This window comes from Bradyrhizobium sp. 155 (genome assembly GCF_023101105.1).
Classification (GTDB): domain Bacteria; phylum Pseudomonadota; class Alphaproteobacteria; order Rhizobiales; family Xanthobacteraceae; genus Bradyrhizobium; species Bradyrhizobium canariense_D.
The window spans coordinates 577,848-596,151 of record NZ_CP064704.1 but is presented as its reverse complement, the minus strand read 5'-3'; the positions used below and the strand labels follow the sequence as shown (position 1 = coordinate 596,151).

Below are 18,304 nucleotides of genomic sequence, written 5' to 3'. Positions count from 1 at the left end.
ATGACCGGCTTTCCCTGGTTTCCCATTGGTCACGCGATCGCATCCGGAACGGTCGGTAGGCTGCGGGCCGAAGGGCCGGGATATCAAGTTCTGCAGGATCAGGCAGGAGACGCTCTCATCCTCGTCCTCGCCGCCGGCGAGCGGGCTGCGGAGGAAGCCGCGAAGATCGGCGATGTGTCGCGCTTCACCGATGTCGATTTCAGCGGGCGCTCCTACCTGACGATGTCCATCGCGAAGGCCGCCGAACCTGTGCCATTGCTGCAGTGGTCCAAACGTTTCGGACTCCCGACGACGAGTGACATCGTGGCATTGGGCAAAGCCATCGCCGAGATGCGCCGACGTAATCCGCAGGCGGAAGTGTCGAGCGCCTTGTTCCTTGGCTCGCTGGAGGCGTGTCTGGCGGTGAAGGATGGCGACGGCTCGGAGGACATGAGGCAGGTCGCTGCGCAGATACTGACGGCGTCGGCACTGTCGTCTTCCCTGGATGTCGGATCAGTGCGCGGCGCGAATCCTTGGGTCTCCCCCGACGACATCTCCTTCTTCCTGAGGGCGCTCGGTGTCTCCGAGTTCGCCGAACCGATCGCGCCCGAAGCCTTCGCGTTGCCCGGTCGCCCGGCCCTCGAAGCGTTCTTCCGCGAATACGTCATCGAGCCGAGCGCGGACCCGGACAGGTACCAAGCCCTGAGGGTGCAGCTGCCGAACGGGATCCTGCTCTACGGGCCTCCCGGATCCGGCAAGACCCACGCGGTGGACACGCTCATCGCCGCGCTACGGCGACCGACGTTCAGGCTGGATCTCGGCGAGGTCGGAAGCCCCTTCATCCATCAGACTACGGTCGCGATGCGGCAGGCCTTCGAGCAGGCCAAGCGCAGCGCGCCGTCGCTGCTCGTCCTGGAGGAGATCGATTCCGTCGCGCCGGCGCGCGGACCGATGTCCCAGGATCACAAGATGGAAGAACTGACCGAGATCCTTAGGATGATCGAATCCGCCGCCAAGAACGGCGTCCTGGTGCTGGCAACGACCAACCGGAAGGAGGCCCTCGATCCGGCCGTGTTGAGAACCGGGCGGTTCGACCACTCGGTGCTCGTGGACTATCCGACCAAGGAAGAAGTGGAGCTCGCCATGCACGGCATGCTGAAGGATCGACCTCACGATCCCTTGGATCTGTCAGAGGCCAGCCGCTCGTTGGCCGGTCGGCCGATGAGCGATGCCGCCTGGGTCGTGAACGAAGCGGCTCGGCTTACCGCTCGCGCCAAGCGGGATAGAATTACCGACGCGCTTCTCGATCGAGCGTTGAACCGCCTTATCTCCAACGCATCGGTCATGTGAACGGCGGTTGCAAAAGCATGCTACGGCACGAATTCAACTGAGCTCGGCCACGCGCCTGCGCGAGCTCGGCTTGAACCACCATCGCTGGTGCTCACTAAAGAAGGCGCTCAAGCGCCGCCGTCTTCCGGCCTCCGGGATCGCGCGCGCTGTCCGTCTCCAATCTGCGTTGGACCTGCTTCAGGTACTTCCAGCCGCCCCAAACGTGGGAGACGTCGGACGCAACTTGCCACCACAGTTCTGGATCATCAACCAGGTTCACGAAATCCGCAGTATCCAGATTTCCGTCTACAAATTTAGCGGCAACGGCACTCCGCACCCGCCAGCAACGGTCCCACTCCTGCCATGGCATCACGAACGACAATCGGTTGCGCAGCAGGCGCCATCCGTCCTGAGGCATACGATCGAGGGCCAGAGCGCGATGCACTTTTCCGAGCGAAAGCCGCATCAGCGCCGCCGGATGGTTTGACTGACGACCAAGTCCGCGTGCAAGCAGGAAGGCGCAAAGATGGGCGTCCTCTTCTGCCGTCAGTTCTCCCGCCGGCGCGGAAGCCGCATCCAACCAAGGATCGCCGCGCTCATCACAGGAGACATCGTCCGGACCGCTGGCGTTCGACAATTCGGACATTGAAGGCGCGAACTTGAGCTCGCGATGCCGCAAAGCGCCGATTAGGTCGTGGATTTGATCTCGCACCGCCCGAAGCCATGGCTCGACTCGGTCGCGGCCCAATCCGCTTCCGCTTTTCTCCAACGCACGGATGATCGGCCGAGCCTGGAATTGCTGTATCGCGGAGCGCGACACGGACGCGCCCGACGACATGAGGCTCGAAACGACCCCTTCGGATCGATCCTCGCAAGAGGCGACAATCTTTTCGATATCAATACCCGGTATCGTCCAAAACTCTTCGATGACGAGCAGATCCTCCCGGCGTCTCGCGATCTCGGACGCTACGGTAGGATCACGCGAGATGCCCCGCACCAGCTCGCCCGCTTCCATCTCTCTCAAGGCCGCGTTCGTAGCAGCAGACAAAGGAATCGGCTCGGCCAACGTGCCTACGAACGAAGCCGGCTCGCGCCTCCAAAGCTCCGCGCCGACTCTCGCCGCGAGCGCCTCGTCGAATTCTCGATCCGCACGGACTTCGTCGACGACCATCCGGAAGCTCGAATCGCTGACGGACCCGATGTCCTGCGCCAGCCGCCTGACGATCCGTCGGCGCGCAGTCGACGCCCGAGAACGGTCCAGCCGATCGAGCGCGTCGAGCGCAGTCTCGGCGGTCGGCATCCGACCGCCGACGAATGCGAATATCGTGCACAGAGGGCGCATAGCACCACGTCCCTCGGACACCTCCACTCCGCTCTCCCGGAGAAAACGCCGTAGACCGTCGACATCGGGGTCGAGAAGGTCCTCCACTAATGGCCCGAGCTCCGGCATCCGCGACGTCTCGTCTGGACTCACAAGATTTGCGACCCGCAATTTGGGTATTGACGAAGCGTTCGCGACGACTTGAAGGTCGAAAGGTTCCGACGGCGACGAACGGTCGGTCGCCGTGAATGTACAAAACCGGAAGCTTCGCCGAAGCCTAGGCCACTGTTGCATCCAAGTCCGGAGCACGATTTCTTCGTTTAGGCCGACGTCCAGTCCGCCCACGATCTTGCTGTTCGGGCTTCCGTACAGCGCGCCGACCAGTTCAGCGGCGATTTCCGGATCGAGTCTTCCTCGCTCCGGCGGAGTCGTATCGACGATGGTCAATGCCCGTTCGTACATGTCGCGCGGTTCGGCCTCCGGACGCATAAATAAACGGACGATCGTCGACGCAGAGCAGAGGGCCGCGACGTCTGCGAAATCGATGATGACCGAGTGCGTCCAGACGCAGCCCGGTCGCTTCATCTCGGGAGCCGGCCAAGTGCGGGCCAGCACGTACTTCGCGGATTCGGCGAGCGGATATCCCGTCAGGTAGCCATCGGCCGGCAACTTGACTCCGCTTCCCGAGGAATCGCTCAGGATGAGCATCGTCCGCATGTCGCGCGGCGGCAACGACACCGAACCTGCCAGAAGGCGATGCCCTTCTCCGTAGCCGTGCAGAGTCTGCTGAACTGCAAAACCTTTCACTGGTCGTCCATCAACCATTCGAGCGGCTCGGTGAGATCGTGGGATTCGGTGCCGTCGGAGAGCAGACGGATCCGCTTTGACAGATGGTCGAGCTCCCGCAGCCGGTTCGCGTCTTCTCTTGCCTTCGCCGCCGCGTTATTCTCGTCGTTCTCGTCGAACTCGCCTCCTTGCGCGCTCAATCCATAGGTGCGGAACGTCCAGCCGTCGCGGCCGCTTTTCAAATACTGATCGAGCATAGGAAGTCTGGCTGCTTGGAAATCGCTCGGCGACAGCCCTTCTCCCTCCGCCTGATCCCATGCGCCCATCATGACTGCCAGCCGGCGGCGCCCCCGAGCCAGCGGACGCCGCATGAGATGCTGCAGCAGATCGACCAATTGGACCTGCGTCGGAGCGAGCCTCGGCTCCCATCGGGCAGGCTCCTCGACCGGGCCGTTCTCGACCTTCCCCGCCAGGTGCATCCGCTCCGTAATCCAAGCCGGCGACTTGATCCGGTCGCCGTTGATCAGCAGCATGATGTTTCCCGCGCTGAGGTTTTCGGCCAATCCTTCGTCGATTTTCCGATCTTCCCACATCGTGCGGTAGTCCTCGCCGGGTACGTCGGGAAACGTCACGCGTATCGCCCGGTCGGCGGCATCGACGAGGTTCATGCTGATCGATTTCATTCCTGCGATCTGCGTACGGCCCTGCTCGGTCGCCCTGCGCCAGAGCTTCACGATCTGGTTGAGGTAGGCGTAGTCCTCGTTGCTCATCGAGGCGAACCGCAGTCGCGTAGCGATCTCGTCGCTTTGGATCAGGTGCCAGAGCGCGGCGAGAAAGGTCGTCTTGCCCGAACCCGGCAAGCCCACGATCGATACGTTAGGTTCGACGATCGCCGCCATCATTCTTCTCTCGGACGCAAGATTGCGAAGACGCGATCGCTGGCGGCGCCGCCCGGCGCAACCGGTTCGGGCCGGCCTTCGTTGAGCCAATATAGCAGCAGGTCCCGCAATCCGTCGCCCCTCTTCGCGGCCAGTCCGGTCGGAGACGCGGTCGTGACGAACTTGCGGATGTCGCTGAAACCGTCGGCGAAGCGATGCGTGATCGTCCCGACGAGCCGATCGAAATCGGCAGCCGCGACGTCCGCCTTCTTCGAACTGACAACAGCGTCGTTCTTGGTCAACACGACCGCCAGCTGCGGCTGCCGCGCGAACGCACCGCTTTCCCGCAGACCTTGGACGATAGGGGCGATCGAATTGATCACGTCGTGCCTGGTCTTCGGGTCGCACAGCCGCTTCCCATCGACCAGCACGGTCACGGTATCTGCGCGCCGCAATTCGAACATGGAGAGACCATTGGCCATCTCGTCCGCGACCTCTTCATATTCCTCGCCCGATCTGTCGGCCAGCAGCAAGGAAACCATGTCGATTTCTCCGCTCTGCTGGACGTCCAGATGGTAGAAGACGACTTCGCCTCGGCTGGTGCGGGGCGAGTGAGCGACGCCCCGCTTCGAAGCTACGCGGGAATCGTGACAGATGCGCTCGAAGCCGTGAAGCGTCGAAGACCCGGCGAATGTCACCCCGGCGATCGGTCCTTCCTGGAAGAGGTCGTAGAGACCTGCCAGCAGACTGGTCTTGCCGCAATCGTATGCGCCGATGATCCCAATCACCCGCGAACGGGCGGCCCGGAGAACCCCCGAGGCCTGCAGGGCATGCAGCGGCATGCCGGGATCCAGGTCGATGCCGGCCGACGGGGCGGCAACCTCGCCGCCGTCCGCGGGGCGCGGGTCCGCGGGCGACTTACCGAAGAACTGACATTGATCGAAGGACAGCCCTTCGACGCACTTCTTGTCTACCGACACGCGGCAGTCCGGGTTCGAACAGATCATCTCGGCGGCAACCGTCGCGGACATCGGCCTACCCGTGCGTCAGGAAGAGGTGTTCACGGTAGAAAAGCTCCGCAAGTCGAAGCGGCGTAAGGCTCGCGTCCTCCGCTAGGCCGCAGAGCGCCGACCAGTGTGCCGCCCAGGCGTCCGGTGCGCCCGCCTCGACGCGCTTGTCCAACGCGAAGTGAATCGGGGTCGTGACCGGGGACGCGGGCAGTTGGTTCACTGCCTTCGTCGCCCAGTCCGCTGGCACGGCGTTCGCGGCGGCGACGACCGACAGCTTGCCGCGCGACATCAGACCGGAGCGAGCCAACAACGCCGTGATCGCGACTGGCCCCGGACTGGAGACGGTTCGCGTGGCTAGTTCCCGGGCGAAGACCAGCGGCTGCATCGTATTCTCGACCTTGTCGAACGGCTGATCGAGGTCGAGACTCCGCTCGCCCAGCAGCCACCACAGCATCTGCAATTCCTCGTCGACCACGCGCATGTAACCGCTCATCTTGTCGGCCGACGCGTTCACGCCGACGACAACCGCCTTGAGCGAAGCGTTTACGGCGTTGCTCAGGCCGACCAAGACAGGTTTCAGCGTCTGAGGATCGTTCAGATTTACAGCGGCCAAGTCCGGCTCATACGCGATATCCCGCAGCGTGACCTTCAACTTGGAGACGTCCGGTCGAACGCGGCGGGCCGTGCTCAAGCTCCTGATCGCCTGTTCGGCCATGCCCACCAAGTCCATCGGCAACGCCGGCGTTCTGGCGCCATCGAAGGAAGCGGCGGTAACGGCGAGCTGCGCCAGCGAATACCACCCGAACAGCCGAGCGAGCGCGCAGGCGGCGAGCACCTGGCTTTCGCGCTTCTCCGGCTCATAATCCGCGTCGGCCGCCTTGAACGCATCGTGAAACGCGGCGAGCTTCTCCGCGAGCGCGGGGTCCTTGTAACCCCCTGCCGAAGCCTTGGTGTCGAACGCCAGGCGCGTCAGAACCTCCACCATCGGCCGGCTTGGCGACGCGATCGCCTGGTCGATGCCGACCCATCTCGCCTGCGCCTTGCTGTCTTCCATCGACACTTCACGGTACCAACGGGCGAAGTCCGGGTCCATGTTTGGGACCTTCTGCGCAGCCATCACTTCCCCTCTCTGTCAGAGATCATTTCGGCGAGTCGATCGAGCAGATCGCGTTCCTTGGCTCTTATGAGAGCCTTTCCGTATCGCTCCGGTTCGGGCAGCGAGACTTCCGCCCGGCTGATCAGCCCAAGTTCGAGAGCGATCTTCCGCCGATCGCTGGAATCGAGCTCCCAGAAGCGGCTTACTATGTTGCGATTGATCTCGGCGCCCATGGCGGCCTCCGCATCAGCGTTCGCGTCGACCGGCGGTCCGGGTTGGATGTTCGGCGTGGCGACGCCGGTCGATGCGACGGCATCTTCGGGAAACGGGATGATGTGCCGGAAGACGTCTTCGCCTGCAGACGTCAGGATCGGCCTGAATCCTTCCGGGTTGGACTGGTAGGTGAATTGGTGGGTCTCTATGGCGAGGTGCCGTTCGTTTCCGGTGCCTGTCAGGACGATGTGGACGAGATTGTAGCCGGGCTCATACTGCTTCTCGCTCCTCGAAGGATTCACGGCGCCGGCGCCCCACCGCACGAACTCGGCTTCGCGCTGCACCCGCTGCTTGTGCTTGTGACCGAACAGCTGAAACGTCGCCCGCCTGTCCAAAGCGTTCTCCACGTCATCCCCGTCGATCAACCAGTCGAAAGGATGATGGCACATGACCATATTGACCACATTCGGCACCGGATCCAGGGCCGTCTGAAGAGGACTCACGTAGAGCGAGGGTCTGGGGTCGTCCTTGCCGTCGCGCCCTGACAGAAGCGTCGAAGTCAGCCCGTGAATCCGGAGCTTCACCTGCGGCGTCAGGTCCAGATCCTGCTTCCAGTAGATCTTTTCGGGATAAATCTGGCATTGCATCGGCGCGGCGAAATCGTTGTAGGCGGCGTGACCGTGAAACAGCGCGGCGCCGGTCTGCGGGTCGGCCAACTGAGCGCGGAGGGTCGCCTCCCTCCAATCGTCCTTTTCTCCGGCGACAGCTTGATGCACGTTCCGGGTGGTCATGGCCTTCCCGACTGCGGTCCTGTCGACATCATGGTTGCCGGGGACGACTAGCATCGGACCGTTTTCGCAGCCGGTGATCGTCCTGAGCTTGGCGAACCACTTCCTCGCTTCATCATATTCGCGCGGGTCACCCGCGAAGGCGACGTCTCCTCCGATCAAGATCGCGTCGATCTTGCCCAATCTCGGGATCTGCGTGGCCAGGTGCCGCTCAATGCGCGTCCGGACTCCCCTGTCGGGATCCGTGTCCGGGGTGAGGCATTCAGGCGCTTTGAAATGGATATCCGAGATATGCAAAAACAACATCTTCCAGCTACTTCCCACCCCTGTTCGACGTCTCGGGCGCGCGATCGATCAGGGAATCGCGCGCTGCTGTGTAGCCGTACGATATGTACGTTTGACCGGAACAAGCAATGACCAGATCCAACCGCCGGTTGTCCATGGCGGGTTGTGTATCTTCGAGCTGAACCCAGGACGGCGTCGGATGGCGCTTTCTGAACTGGCATGACTACATGTCTCCTACCTCCTCGGCGGGCTCGACTCTTGTGTTCTTGTTGTGTTCTACTCATGGCATGACCGACCGCCCCGCGAGCTGGCGCACGCCGACGCCCAAGCAGATGCAAAAGATGGCCGCCGCTGTCGGCAGGGAGGCTCCTCTCGCGCGCGGACTGGCTCCGGACGACGATCTGCCGCCGGAATACTGGCAGGCAGTTCTGGAGGACCCTCGCGCCGACGCCGGGCGACCGGGCCCCGGCCCGTCCGGACGCCTGCTGCGGCTGAGCCAAATTCCTCAACATATTCTGAGGGTGGGCTGCCGCCGCTGCGGCCGCACCGTCGAGATCCAGAAAGTCGACGCCGTCAGGCTGTACGGTCAGGACGCGGTCTGGAAGGACGTCGGCCAGCGCCTGCTGGACAACACGTGCACGCAGCGGACCGGCCGGCATGAGGAAGACGGCTGCTGGCCGTCGTTCGAAGCCACATAGTCCGGCAGACGGCGCCGATGGCACCCAAACATCACCCGACACCGCTTTCGGGAGGCGATCGCAAGACTCTCGCGAAGGAGCTCGGCCGGGCCCGTGCCATGACGTCGATTCTCGCTTCGCAGTCGGACGAGGCCCGAGCCAAAGGCGAGGCGCTGATCCGGACGGCAGACAAGCTGCTGTGCGAATCGTGGAACGAGCGCATGTGGGCCGACGGCGAGCCGATCGACCCGTCTCCCACGATCGACCAGGCCGTGAACGCGGGCTACCGATGGATCGAGATCGAATGCTCGCGCTGCAGGACCAAGCGGGACGTCGACCTGGCCGCGCTGCGCCGTCCGCCGACCACCTTCGTCCACGACCTGGCGAGCCGGCTCCGTTGCAGCAAGTGTGCTAAGGCCGGACGTCGGGCGGCTGCTGCAGCTGGCGCAGCGCCCTCGCCAGGCCCCGGAAACCTGAGATGTGCAATCTTTACAGCATGACCAAGAACGTCGAGGCGATCCGCCGCCTATTCGGCGCGCTCAACAGCCACGTCGGAAACCTGCCGTCGATGCCGGGAATCTTTCCGGACTACCCGGCCCCGATCGTGCACAACGCTGCGGATGGACGCGAGATCGCGATGGCGCGCTGGGGAATGCCGTCGTCGCAGCGAGCGCTGATGGATGCCACGAAGAAGCGTGCCGAAAAGCTGCAGGCCAAGGGCAAGACCGTCGAGTTCAAGGAATTGCTTCGGATGGAGCCGGATTCCGGAACCACCAACATCCGCAACGTCAACAGCAGCCACTGGAAGCGCTGGCTCGGTCCGGAGCAGCGCTGCCTGGTGCCGTTCACCTCGTTCAGCGAGTACGACACCATCGACGGGAAGAAGGTGCCGGTCTGGTTCGCCCCGGATGAAAGCCGGCCGCTGCTTGCCTTCGCCGGCCTTTGGACGAACTGGGACCAGCGTCCGGAAGGCCAAGGAAGGCGCGATCACCGCGGACGTATTTGCGTTCCTGACCACGGAGCCGAACGCCGAGATCGGCCGCGTTCATCCAAAGGCGATGCCGGTCATCCTGACGACCACCGAGGAGCACGACGTCTGGATGCGCGCACCCTGGGACGAGGCCAAGGCGCTGCAGCGCCCGCTGCCGGACGGGGCGCTGAAGATCGTCGCGACCGGCGAGAAGGAAGATGTGCAATCGCATCCTCAGGCCGAATAATCGAAGCCGACGTGAATTCCCCTGACCACGGCTCCGACGGTGGTTCTGGCCCCGCGGGTTAGGATTCAGCTTCCCCTATGGGTCCCACACCGCATTTGTCGGTCGTGGCGATCCCGGGACGTCCACAGCTGTCGGAACACGTGGAAAAGCTGAAGTCCCGCCAATTTGGAATCCCTGGCATGTGGTAGCTGCCCGGAACGAGGGCCGGTCTGGAAGGATTCGTCCCTCTAGGAGTTGAACGCGATGCTGATGACGAAGGAAAGGCGGCCAGCGATCCGGACGCTGCGCGGCTGGGCGATCTCGGTGCTGCAGGAGACCGGTGCCATCCGCGAATGCGAGGAGCACGGCTGGATGCAGGACCGCGCCGACCCACATGCCCGCGAGCGCGCCTTCGCGGCCGTCCGCGAGGATCCGCCGGCCGGCATCTCTCCCGACCAGGCGGTTGCGGAAGTCCTGGACGTCATGAACTCGATCGGCGATAGCTGCCCCGAGTGCCCGCCAGATTGCGGCTAGGCCGCCCGACCAAGGCGCCTTTGCGGCCCCGCCTGGTAAGACTCCCGAATTTTTGGCGCTTCCGGGTTGCGGCATCGGCGAGCTGCGGCCCTCCCTGCCATCGATCCGATGGTCCACCCTCGGACGTGGCAAGCTGACGCGAACCTCTAGTCGGCGAGCGCTTTCATATGATTGAATGATCGCAGATCGCCAGAACCGAAGGCAGCGCTATGGACAAGCTCAGCTTTCAGAATCCGCTCTTCATCACTTACGCTATCGCCGCTTCGATCATGATTCTCAAAGCCGTCTTGATGTCATGGTTGACCGTCATCCGCATGATGCAGGTAAAAGGCGGGTTTCGATCCCCGGAGGATAGCAAGAAGACCATCCTCAACCCAAGGCCGAGCGCCGAACAACTGGCGCCCAATGAGTACGTCGATCGCATCCGGCGGATTCAGCTGAACGATCTCGAAAATCTGCCGTTTTTTCTGGTCGCGGGGTTTCTCTTCATCCTGACCGAGCCATCCCTGATGCTGGCCCAGTGGCTGCTATATGGCTACGTCGTTTCGCGGCTATTGCATTTCGCAGCCTATTTCACGGCCAGGACTCACGATACGCGCGCAACGCTCTGGACTGTGGGTTCCGTGATCTTGATCTTCATGACTTCTTGGACGCTCTTCGTGGCCTGGCGCGCCTGACGCCGGCAGTGCTTTTGGTGGGCGCAGCCTCGCGAGCCAATCGCTCCGCCTTCAACCGCTCCCGGTTCGCGTGGAGCGCCCGTTGGGCGCGTTCGTACTCAGACAACGCTACTTTGGCCTCCGCGTCTCTGAAGACCTTTCGAGCTTCCCGTTCGGCCGCGTTGGGCGTCCTCCGCTCAGATATGCGATTGCTCATTTGCTCCCTCCTTCGGTCGCAAACGGTCGTGGCGCCAAGAAATGCGCACATCAGGACCGCCAACCTAGGTGGTAGGTTTTCCTCCGGCTTGGGCTTTTGGGGGTGTGGGTGCCAGAGGCAGGGAATCGACGCCTGACGAGCCAATTCGTTCCATGGTGCGCTCTGGCGGGCGCTGCAGTATCATTTGCAAACGCCGAGGATCCGGCTGTCGCTGCCGCCCAATGCTCTAGTCCTCGTCCGGCTCGCGCACGACCGGCGGTTCGTCGGCGCCGTCCTCTTCGTCCTCTTCCTCTTCGTCCTCGTCGTCTCCGTTTTCATTGGGATCTCGGGGCGGCATCGTGTTGCCGATCACGAAGGGAATCCAGTCGATCGACCTGGCGGAAGATTCTTCGGGAATGTTTTGGGTCATGGTGTTTCTCCTCGGGTGTGAACCCTGGGGGTGACGAGAAGCCTGCGATCCAGTCTGCCACTCACGCCGACTTCCGCTGGGGCTTCGACGCCGGTTTCTTCGCCGGCGCCTCCTTGGCCTTCTTGCCTTCGATCGACATCAGCATCTCCTTCTGCCCGGTCGCGGCCTTGCGCGGCTTCTTGGCGGGCTTGGCCACTTTCGCCGGCGCGGCTTCCTTGCCGACGCTCCGGCGCAGCGCCTCCATCAGATCCACGACGTTACTCGCGGCCGGCCGCTCTTTGGGCGTGATCGGCTTGCCGGCCCGCTTCTGGTTGATGAGCTCGATCAACGCGGCTTCGTAGTGGTCCTCGAACTTGTCCGGCTGGAATGAGCCGGACTTCTGCTCGACGATGTGCCTGGCGAGATCGAGCATGTCCTTTGTGACTTTGACGTCCTGGACCTCGTCGAAATATTCCTTCGGATCGCGGACCTCGTAGGGGTAGCGGAGCAGAGTGCCCATCAGCCCCTTGTCCAGCGGTTCGAGGGCGATGATGTGCTCGCGGTTGGTCAGGACCAGCCGGCCGATCGCGACCTTGTTCATCTCCCGGATGGTCTCTCGGATCACCGCGAAGGCGTCGTGCCCTACCTTGCCGTCCGGCCTCAGATAGTAGGGCCGGATGAGATACCGCGGGTCGATCTCCTCGCGGTCGACGAACTCGTCGATCTCAATGGTACGCGTGGATTCCAGCGCGACGTTTTCCAGCTCCTCCTTCGACACCTCGATGTAGGTGTCCTTGTCCAGGGCGTAGCCTTTGACGATGTCCTCGTTCGGCACCTCTTCGCCGGTATCGCTGTCGACCTTTAGATATTTGATGCGGTGGCCAGTCTGCCGGTTGAGCTGGTTAAACGAGATTTTTTCGCTTTCCGAGGTTGCTGGGTAGAGCGCCACGGGGCAGGTGACCAACGACAGTCGTAGAAAGCCTTTCCAGTTGGCACGGGGGGCCATGAACGCGGAACTCCAGATGGACGGTGATGGATTCAAGACGAACGACGGGCCTGGGTTCCGTGCCTCGCGAGATATGGGGCCGCCCTGAACAACCGCCCTTGAGCGGGAGGACCAAGGAAGGCTTGATCGACCCAACCGGGGCCGAAAACATCGTGAATCACCCGTCATTCTTGTACCTCGAGGCCGGTGTTGCCGGTATGGTCCGGTCCCGGCCTGGGCGGAGCCCGTACCGAGATTGAACAGAATGTTCCAGGATACGACCGATCTGGCCGCCATGGCCGAGGCTTTGAGCCTGTCGACGGACTACCGGGTGCTGCGCCGCCTCGTGCCGCGCCCTCTCTCGACGCGATCCACCGGTTGCGAGTCGAAGACGGGCATCCTGCTCGATGTCGAGACTACGGGCCTCGACCCCCGGCAGCACGAGATTATCGAGCTCGGCATGGTCAAGTTCGAGTACGCGCAGCACGGCCGTATCATTGGCGTCAGGGACACGTTCGCCGCCTTCAACGAACCGTCAGGGCCCATTCCGGCGGAGATCGTCGCTCTCACCGGAATCACCGACGACGTTGTGGCCGGACACAAGATCGACGAGACAGCCGTGAACGCCTTCGTCGACGACGCGGTGATCGTCATCGCCCACAACAGCGGCTTCGATCGGAAGTTCGCGGAGCGCTACTGGCCGGTGTTCGAGCGGAAAGCCTGGGCCTGCACTGCGACGGAAGTCGACTGGCGCAAACATGGCTTCGCGGGTGCTCAACTCGGCTACCTGTTGAACGGCGCCGGGTTCTTCCACCACGGGCACCGCGCGGTCGACGATTGCCATGCACTGCTGGAAATCCTCGATTTCGTGCTGCCGACAGGCGCGCCGGCGCTGGCGCTGCTGCTCGAGACAGCGCGCAGGAAGACGGTCCGTGTCTGGGCCGAGCAGTCGCCGTTCGAGCTCAAGGAGTCGCTGAAACGGCGGGGCTATCGCTGGAGCGATGGCACGGTCGGTCGTCCGAAAAGCTGGTACATTGACGTCTGCGAGACCGCGCTCGACGACGAGATCGCGTTCCTGAAGAACGAGATCTACCTTCGCGACGTCGCCCCGACCCTGCAGACGCTGACCGCCTTTACACGGTTCTCCGGCCGTATCTAAAACGCGCCGTCGCGTACATGCCGGCTGCCTACCGGCCGAGGCGCTTCTCGACGCGCTTGCGTGCGTTGCCGACCTTCTTGACCGCCTTCTTCACGGCGGACGCCGATCGGCCGGTCTTCTTGGCCTCATAGCCGACTTCGTAGTTCTGTCCACCGGCCACGCGTGCACGGTCTTGCTTACGCCCACGTGCGGTTTTCTTCTTCGCTGCAGCCATCGGCTCCTCCTCTTGTGAGATTGACGACGATGCAACGTCGCAAGGATTCGTGGGTTCCGGAACGATTCCGTCTGTGCCAATTTGAGTCGGTTTGTTGCGTTGGAGTTCGTGCATGGCGTTTCAGCGTCGTAAACCGGCGGCGATCGGCGTGAAGGCGCCGCTGCTCGGATTCGTTGAGCCGGCGCTGGCAACTTCGATCGAGAAGGTGCCTTCCGGAAGCCGTTGGATTCACGAAATCAAGTTTGATGGCTACCGCGTCCAGGTCCACCTGGCGAACGAGACCGTCACCGTCTTCACCTGCCGCGGCAACGATTGGACTCGCCGCTTTAAGAAGGTCGCCGACGACGCCTGGCACATCAAGGCCGGATCCGCGATCGTCGACGGCGAGGTCGTGGTCCCGTCCGCCGACGGCACGACAGACTTCTCGGTCCTGCAGAACGAATTGAAGGGCAGCTCCACCAGCATCGTCCTGGTCGCCTTCGACTTGCTGTACCTGAACGGACGCGACTTGCGGAAGCTCCCGCTCGTTCAGCGGAAGGCGGAGCTCAAGAAGATCATCGCGGGCACCGCTATTCAGTTCAGTGAAAACTTCGAGATCGAGGGTCGCGAGATGTTCGCGCACGCCTGCAAGGTAGGTCTGGAGGGCGTGGTCTCGAAGGTCCGCGACAGCGTATACGCCAGTGGCCGCCGCAACGACTGGGTGAAGAAGACCTGCGCGCAACGCGAGACCTTGACGATCGCCTGATTCGCGCTCGACGACGGAAAATGGGACGGCATCCACCTCGGCCGGCATAAAGGGGACGACCTAGTCTACGCTGGCAAGGTCGACCATGGCTTCGACAAGGCGTCCGCCGCAGATCTTCAGAAGCGGCTGAAGCCGCTGATTCGGAGGACCCAGCCTTATTCGAAGCGGATCGCCCACAAAGGGATCTGGGTCGAGCCGAAGCTGCTGGCCGAGGTCGAGTACCGGGCCAAGTCGGCTGAAGGGAAGGTCCGGCACCCGTTCTTCAAGGGGCTGCGCGAAGACCTTTGACTGCCTGTTGAAAATCCGCAGGGGGACGCAGGTGGCGAACGAACCATCGGCCGGAGTGGGCGTTTACCCGTATCATGTCAGACGCATTCGATTACTTCCGTGCCTACAAGGCTCGATCGATGCCGCAGGGCAGGATGAAGCACCTGCAGCTGATGGCCGGCCGAATCTACAATCTCCTCAAGAAGGAGGCGGCCTATGGTCCAAACACGCAGCACCTGGAGGATTTTCGGGCAGCGCAGAAGCTCGAGAGATCGCTCGATCGTCGGCAAGATGATGACCCGCATCCTCAAAGTCGTTTTAGTCCGCCCAGGTCGCAAAGCGCGAGACGGGAGGCTCACTGAGTGCCCTCTCTCGACGCTCGCGGTGTAGCAAGTCTCCTGCGAGAGTACGCGCAGCGCACAGCCTTGAGGGGCGGCAATCCCTACCGGGCGAAAGCCTACTCTCGGGCCGCAGACAGCCTGGCGGCGCTTGTCGTTCCTCTGGACGTGCTCATCGCCGAAGATCGCCTTACAGAGATCCCGGGCGTTGGCGTTGCGATCGCCGACATTGTGACCAAACTTCACCAGACGGGTACTCATCCGAGCCTCCAAAAGCTCAGGAAGGAGATTCCCGAGGGGGTGCTGGAGATGCTTGCCGTGCCGGGTCTGCGTCCCGAGAAGGTGCTGCGCCTCTACCAGGATCTCGGGATCCGCTCGCTCGCGGAATTGGAGGCCGCCGCCAAGGAAGACCGCATCAAGAAGGTGAAAGGACTCGGCGCCGCCCTGCAGACCAAGATCCTGCAGAACCTGGCGATCGCCAAAAGCGGAGAAGGCCGGCTCCACCTGCACCGTGCCGCCGCTCTGCTCGCCCACGCGAAGGATTCCATCCGGAAGGCCCGGCCCGATCTCAAGCGGGTGACGATCGCTGGCGATTTCCGTCGGGGGTGCGAACTCGTCAGCGACCTCGCAATCGTTGCGGAGGCTGCCAAATCGGACAAGACGTCGATGCCATCGGCCGAAGGACTGCAGATCCGGGTGTCCGACCGCAAGCATTTCGGCGCCGCCCTTCTCTTCGCCACAGGCTCCGCCGCCCACATCGAGCAGCTCCAAGCCTTGGCTATCGAGAAAGGAATGCGTTTGGAGGCCGACGGATTGCACAAGGGCCGCACCTTGGTCGCCAGCGAGGAGGCCGACATCTATGCCGCTCTCGGCCTACCCTTCATCGATCCGGAGCTCCGGGAGGGGCGCGGCGAGATCGAGCTGGCTCTGAAGGGCAAGCTGCCGAAGCTCGTTACCGACCAGCACCTGCGCGGAATCCTTCATTGCCACACCGATGCCTCCGACGGGACAGAGACCCTGGAGACGATGGCGAAAGCGACCCGCCAGCGTGGCTTCGAGTATTTTGGGGTCGCGGACCATTCAATATCCGCGCACTATGCCGGTGGTCTCACCGTGGAGGAGATCGCGCAGCAGCACCGGGAGGCCGGCCGGTTGAACAAGCGCTTCGGCAAGGATTTCCGGGTCCTCAAAGGCATCGAGTCCGACATTCTGGCCGATGGCTCGCTGGACTACGCGGACGACGTGCTGGAGCGCTTCGACTTCGTGGTGGCCAGCATCCACGGCCGGTTCAAACTGGACCGCAAGGCGCAAACGCAGCGCCTGCTTCGGGCGATCTCCCATCCTCACACCACCATTATAGGCCACATGACCGGGCGGCAGCTCCAGCGCCGGCCTGGCTACGAAATCGACGTCGAAAAAGTGCTGCGGGCCTGCGCCAAGCATGATGTTGTCGTGGAGATCAACGCCCACCCATGGCGGCTCGACTTGGACTGGCGTTGGCACCAGGCGGCGCTGGAATTCGGCTGCATGCTGAGCATCAATCCGGACGCGCATTCGATCCCCGAGCTCGACCACATGCACTGGGGCGTCGTGATGGCCCGCAAGGGCGGTGTCCCTGCCGAACGGGTCCTAAACGCGATGACGCTTGCTGACATCACGCGCTACCTGCGCCAGAAGCGGCGCTCGCTCGCCCGCGCCGCCTGATGCCCCAGGGGCACGATATGGCGATCGAGGGGAGAGTCGTGGCGGTCGCCGCCGGCCCTGGGCACCATTTCAGCAAACCGATTCAGGACCGCATAGCTTTGGTGGAAGGCCATGGCGTCGAAGGGGACGCCCACGCCGGCGCGTTCGTCCGGCACCGCTATCTCGCCCGTCGTCAGCCTCACCTTCCCAATCTGCGGCAGGTTCACCTGATCCCATCCGAGCTCTTCGCGACCCTCTCGGATGCCGGCTTCTCAGTTGCAGCGGGAGAGCTCGGCGAGAACATCACCACCGCCGGCTTGGACCTCGAACGGATGCCGCTCGGGACGCTGATCGAGCTCGGGCCGGCCGCGGTCGTTGAGCTAACCGGCCTCCGGACGCCCTGCGTCCTCATCGACCGCTTCCGAGCCGGCCTTAAGCGGCAGGTGCTTTCGTCGGCGGAAAAGGGCCCTCCATTCAAATTCGGCGTGCTGGGCGTGGTACGGACCGGCGGGACGGTCGCGGCTGGTGATGCCGCGCGAGTTCGCCTTCCGCTCTCCTCGCTGCGGGCCTTGCCAGCTCTGTAGAAAGACCCGGCCATGCCACGAAAATCGACCCTGCCTCATCGCCTGCAGCCCATGCTGGCCACGCTGACCGATTCACCATTCGATGATCCCAATTGGGTCTTCGAGGACAAATTCGACGGTTTCCGCATGGTCGCGGAAATCCGGCGTGGTCGGGTCGCGCTCTACAGCCGCAACGGGAAAATCATCAGCCACTCCTATATCGAGGTCGCGAAAGCACTTGAGGGCGTCAAGGCGGACGCCGTCATCGATGGCGAGCTGGTCGCGATCGGGAAGGACGGCGTATCCCATTTCCAGTTGCTTCAAAACGCCCTTCGCCACGAGGCCAAGCTTTTGTACTGCGCGTTCGACCTCATGTTCGCAGACGGTGACGACCTGCGCGCGCTGCCGCTCCTCGAGCGCAAGAAGCGGCTAAAGACTATCCTTCCGCGCCACAAGCTGATCGCATTCAGCAAGCACCGTAAAGGCAGCGGCACAAAGTTCTTTGCAGAAGCCGAGCAGAGACATCTCGAAGGCATCATGGCCAAGCGCGCCGACAGCCCCTATGCATCCGGACGCCGGACCGCCGATTGGCTGAAGGTGAAGACCGCGCAGCGGCAGGAGGTCGTGATCGCCGGGTTCACGGCGCCCAGGCGAACCCGGCCTTTCTTCGGCGCGCTCGTGCTGGCGGTACGCGAAGGGGATGCATGGCGGTACATCGGCCACGTCGGCACGGGATTCAGCCACCAAGTTCTCGAAGAGCTTCACGGGAAACTCGTGAGGCTCAAGACAGCCAAGTCGCCGTTCTCTGCCAAGGTGAAGGACGAGCGGGTAACGACCTGGGTGCGTCCTTCGTTGGTCGCGGAGGTGAAGTTTGCGGAGTGGACCAGCAAGGGCGAGCTGCGCCAGCCGGTCTATCTCGGCCTGCGCTCCGACAAGAACGCGAAGGACGTCGTTCGCGAAAAGAGCTGGTCGCAAAAATAATGCTACCGAGACGAGC

Annotated in this window: 17 protein-coding genes and 2 pseudogenes; 11 read left to right on the top strand and 8 right to left on the bottom strand. The window is 63.0% G+C overall.

From position 1 onward, the window contains the following. Complete coding sequence (locus tag IVA93_RS02880; protein WP_247789688.1) at positions 1-1,329, top strand: AAA family ATPase; 1,329 nt, start codon at positions 1-3, stop codon at positions 1,327-1,329. A gap of 94 nt (positions 1,330-1,423) precedes the next feature. On the opposite strand, the gene IVA93_RS02875 is transcribed toward IVA93_RS02880, so the two are convergent. The 5 genes from IVA93_RS02875 to IVA93_RS02855 all read right to left on the bottom strand — a co-directional run bounded on the left by IVA93_RS02875 (position 1,424) and on the right by IVA93_RS02855 (position 7,706). Next, positions 1,424-3,436: a GAP1-N1 domain-containing protein gene (locus tag IVA93_RS02875; RefSeq protein WP_247789687.1), complete on the bottom strand. Its 2,013-nt coding sequence runs from the start codon at positions 3,434-3,436 to the stop codon at positions 1,424-1,426. Beyond that, the gene (locus IVA93_RS02870; RefSeq protein ID WP_247789686.1) at positions 3,433-4,317 is read right to left on the bottom strand and encodes a TRAFAC clade GTPase domain-containing protein; all 885 of its coding nucleotides are present in this window, start codon (positions 4,315-4,317) and stop codon (positions 3,433-3,435) included. Before IVA93_RS02870 ends, IVA93_RS02875 begins: the two co-directional genes overlap by 4 nt. After that, the gene (locus IVA93_RS02865; RefSeq protein ID WP_247789685.1) at positions 4,314-5,135 is read right to left on the bottom strand and encodes a TRAFAC clade GTPase domain-containing protein; all 822 of its coding nucleotides are present in this window, start codon (positions 5,133-5,135) and stop codon (positions 4,314-4,316) included. The genes IVA93_RS02870 and IVA93_RS02865 overlap by 4 nt, the downstream gene beginning before the upstream one ends. 193 nt (positions 5,136-5,328) lie before the next feature. Next, positions 5,329-6,420 (bottom strand): GTPase-associated system all-helical protein GASH, encoded by a 1,092-nt coding sequence (locus tag IVA93_RS02860; protein WP_247789684.1) that lies wholly within the window; start codon positions 6,418-6,420, stop codon positions 5,329-5,331. Then, complete coding sequence (locus IVA93_RS02855) at positions 6,420-7,706, bottom strand: metallophosphoesterase (protein ID WP_247789911.1); 1,287 nt, start codon at positions 7,704-7,706, stop codon at positions 6,420-6,422. The genes IVA93_RS02860 and IVA93_RS02855 overlap by 1 nt, the downstream gene beginning before the upstream one ends. 266 nt (positions 7,707-7,972) lie before the next feature. Between IVA93_RS02855 and IVA93_RS02850 the strand changes: the two genes are divergently transcribed. The 5 genes and pseudogenes from IVA93_RS02850 (at position 7,973) to IVA93_RS02830 (ending at position 10,769) form a co-directional block, all read left to right on the top strand. Then, positions 7,973-8,383, top strand: a complete 411-nt coding sequence (locus tag IVA93_RS02850) for a hypothetical protein (RefSeq protein WP_247789683.1) — start codon at positions 7,973-7,975, stop codon at positions 8,381-8,383. A 17-nt stretch (positions 8,384-8,400) separates the two neighbouring features. Beyond that, positions 8,401-8,862: a hypothetical protein gene (locus tag IVA93_RS02845; protein WP_247789682.1), complete on the top strand. Its 462-nt coding sequence runs from the start codon at positions 8,401-8,403 to the stop codon at positions 8,860-8,862. Then, positions 8,841-9,579: pseudogene (locus IVA93_RS02840) on the top strand (SOS response-associated peptidase). The gene IVA93_RS02845 and the pseudogene IVA93_RS02840 overlap by 22 nt, the downstream one beginning before the upstream one ends. 243 nt (positions 9,580-9,822) lie before the next feature. Next, positions 9,823-10,092, top strand: a complete 270-nt coding sequence (locus IVA93_RS02835) for a hypothetical protein (protein WP_247789681.1) — start codon at positions 9,823-9,825, stop codon at positions 10,090-10,092. A 209-nt stretch (positions 10,093-10,301) separates the two neighbouring features. After that, a complete protein-coding gene (locus IVA93_RS02830; RefSeq protein WP_247789680.1) occupies positions 10,302-10,769 on the top strand; it encodes an MAPEG family protein in 468 nt (155 codons plus the stop codon). A gap of 422 nt (positions 10,770-11,191) precedes the next feature. Here IVA93_RS02830 and IVA93_RS02820 read toward each other — a convergent pair whose 3' ends face one another. Next, a complete protein-coding gene (locus tag IVA93_RS02820; RefSeq protein WP_247789678.1) occupies positions 11,192-11,374 on the bottom strand; it encodes a hypothetical protein in 183 nt (60 codons plus the stop codon). A 61-nt stretch (positions 11,375-11,435) separates the two neighbouring features. Next, positions 11,436-12,359, bottom strand: coding sequence for a non-homologous end joining protein Ku (gene ku, locus IVA93_RS02815; protein WP_247789677.1), 924 nt, complete (start codon positions 12,357-12,359; stop codon positions 11,436-11,438). A 244-nt stretch (positions 12,360-12,603) separates the two neighbouring features. Here ku and IVA93_RS02810 point away from each other — a divergent pair, with 244 nt between their 5' ends. Continuing rightward, positions 12,604-13,497 carry a 3'-5' exonuclease gene (locus IVA93_RS02810; RefSeq protein ID WP_247789676.1) on the top strand — a complete coding sequence of 298 codons (894 nt, stop codon included), beginning with the start codon at positions 12,604-12,606 and terminating at the stop codon, positions 13,495-13,497. A 28-nt stretch (positions 13,498-13,525) separates the two neighbouring features. Here IVA93_RS02810 and IVA93_RS02805 read toward each other — a convergent pair whose 3' ends face one another. Next, complete coding sequence (locus IVA93_RS02805; RefSeq protein ID WP_247789675.1) at positions 13,526-13,711, bottom strand: DUF3606 domain-containing protein; 186 nt, start codon at positions 13,709-13,711, stop codon at positions 13,526-13,528. Between the two features lie 112 nt (positions 13,712-13,823). Between IVA93_RS02805 and ligD (IVA93_RS02800) the strand changes: the two are divergent. The 4 genes and pseudogenes from ligD (IVA93_RS02800) (at position 13,824) to ligD (IVA93_RS02785) (ending at position 18,288) form a co-directional block, all read left to right on the top strand. After that, positions 13,824-14,744: pseudogene (ligD, locus tag IVA93_RS02800) on the top strand (non-homologous end-joining DNA ligase). 341 nt (positions 14,745-15,085) lie between these two features. Continuing rightward, positions 15,086-16,765, top strand: a complete 1,680-nt coding sequence (locus IVA93_RS02795; RefSeq protein WP_247789674.1) for a DNA polymerase/3'-5' exonuclease PolX — start codon at positions 15,086-15,088, stop codon at positions 16,763-16,765. Further along, a complete protein-coding gene (locus IVA93_RS02790; RefSeq protein ID WP_247789673.1) occupies positions 16,765-17,328 on the top strand; it encodes an MOSC domain-containing protein in 564 nt (187 codons plus the stop codon). Before IVA93_RS02795 ends, IVA93_RS02790 begins: the two co-directional genes overlap by 1 nt. Before the next feature lie 12 nt (positions 17,329-17,340). Beyond that, a complete protein-coding gene (gene ligD, locus IVA93_RS02785) occupies positions 17,341-18,288 on the top strand; it encodes a non-homologous end-joining DNA ligase (RefSeq protein ID WP_247789672.1) in 948 nt (315 codons plus the stop codon). The last annotated feature ends 16 nt before the right edge of the window (positions 18,289-18,304 follow it).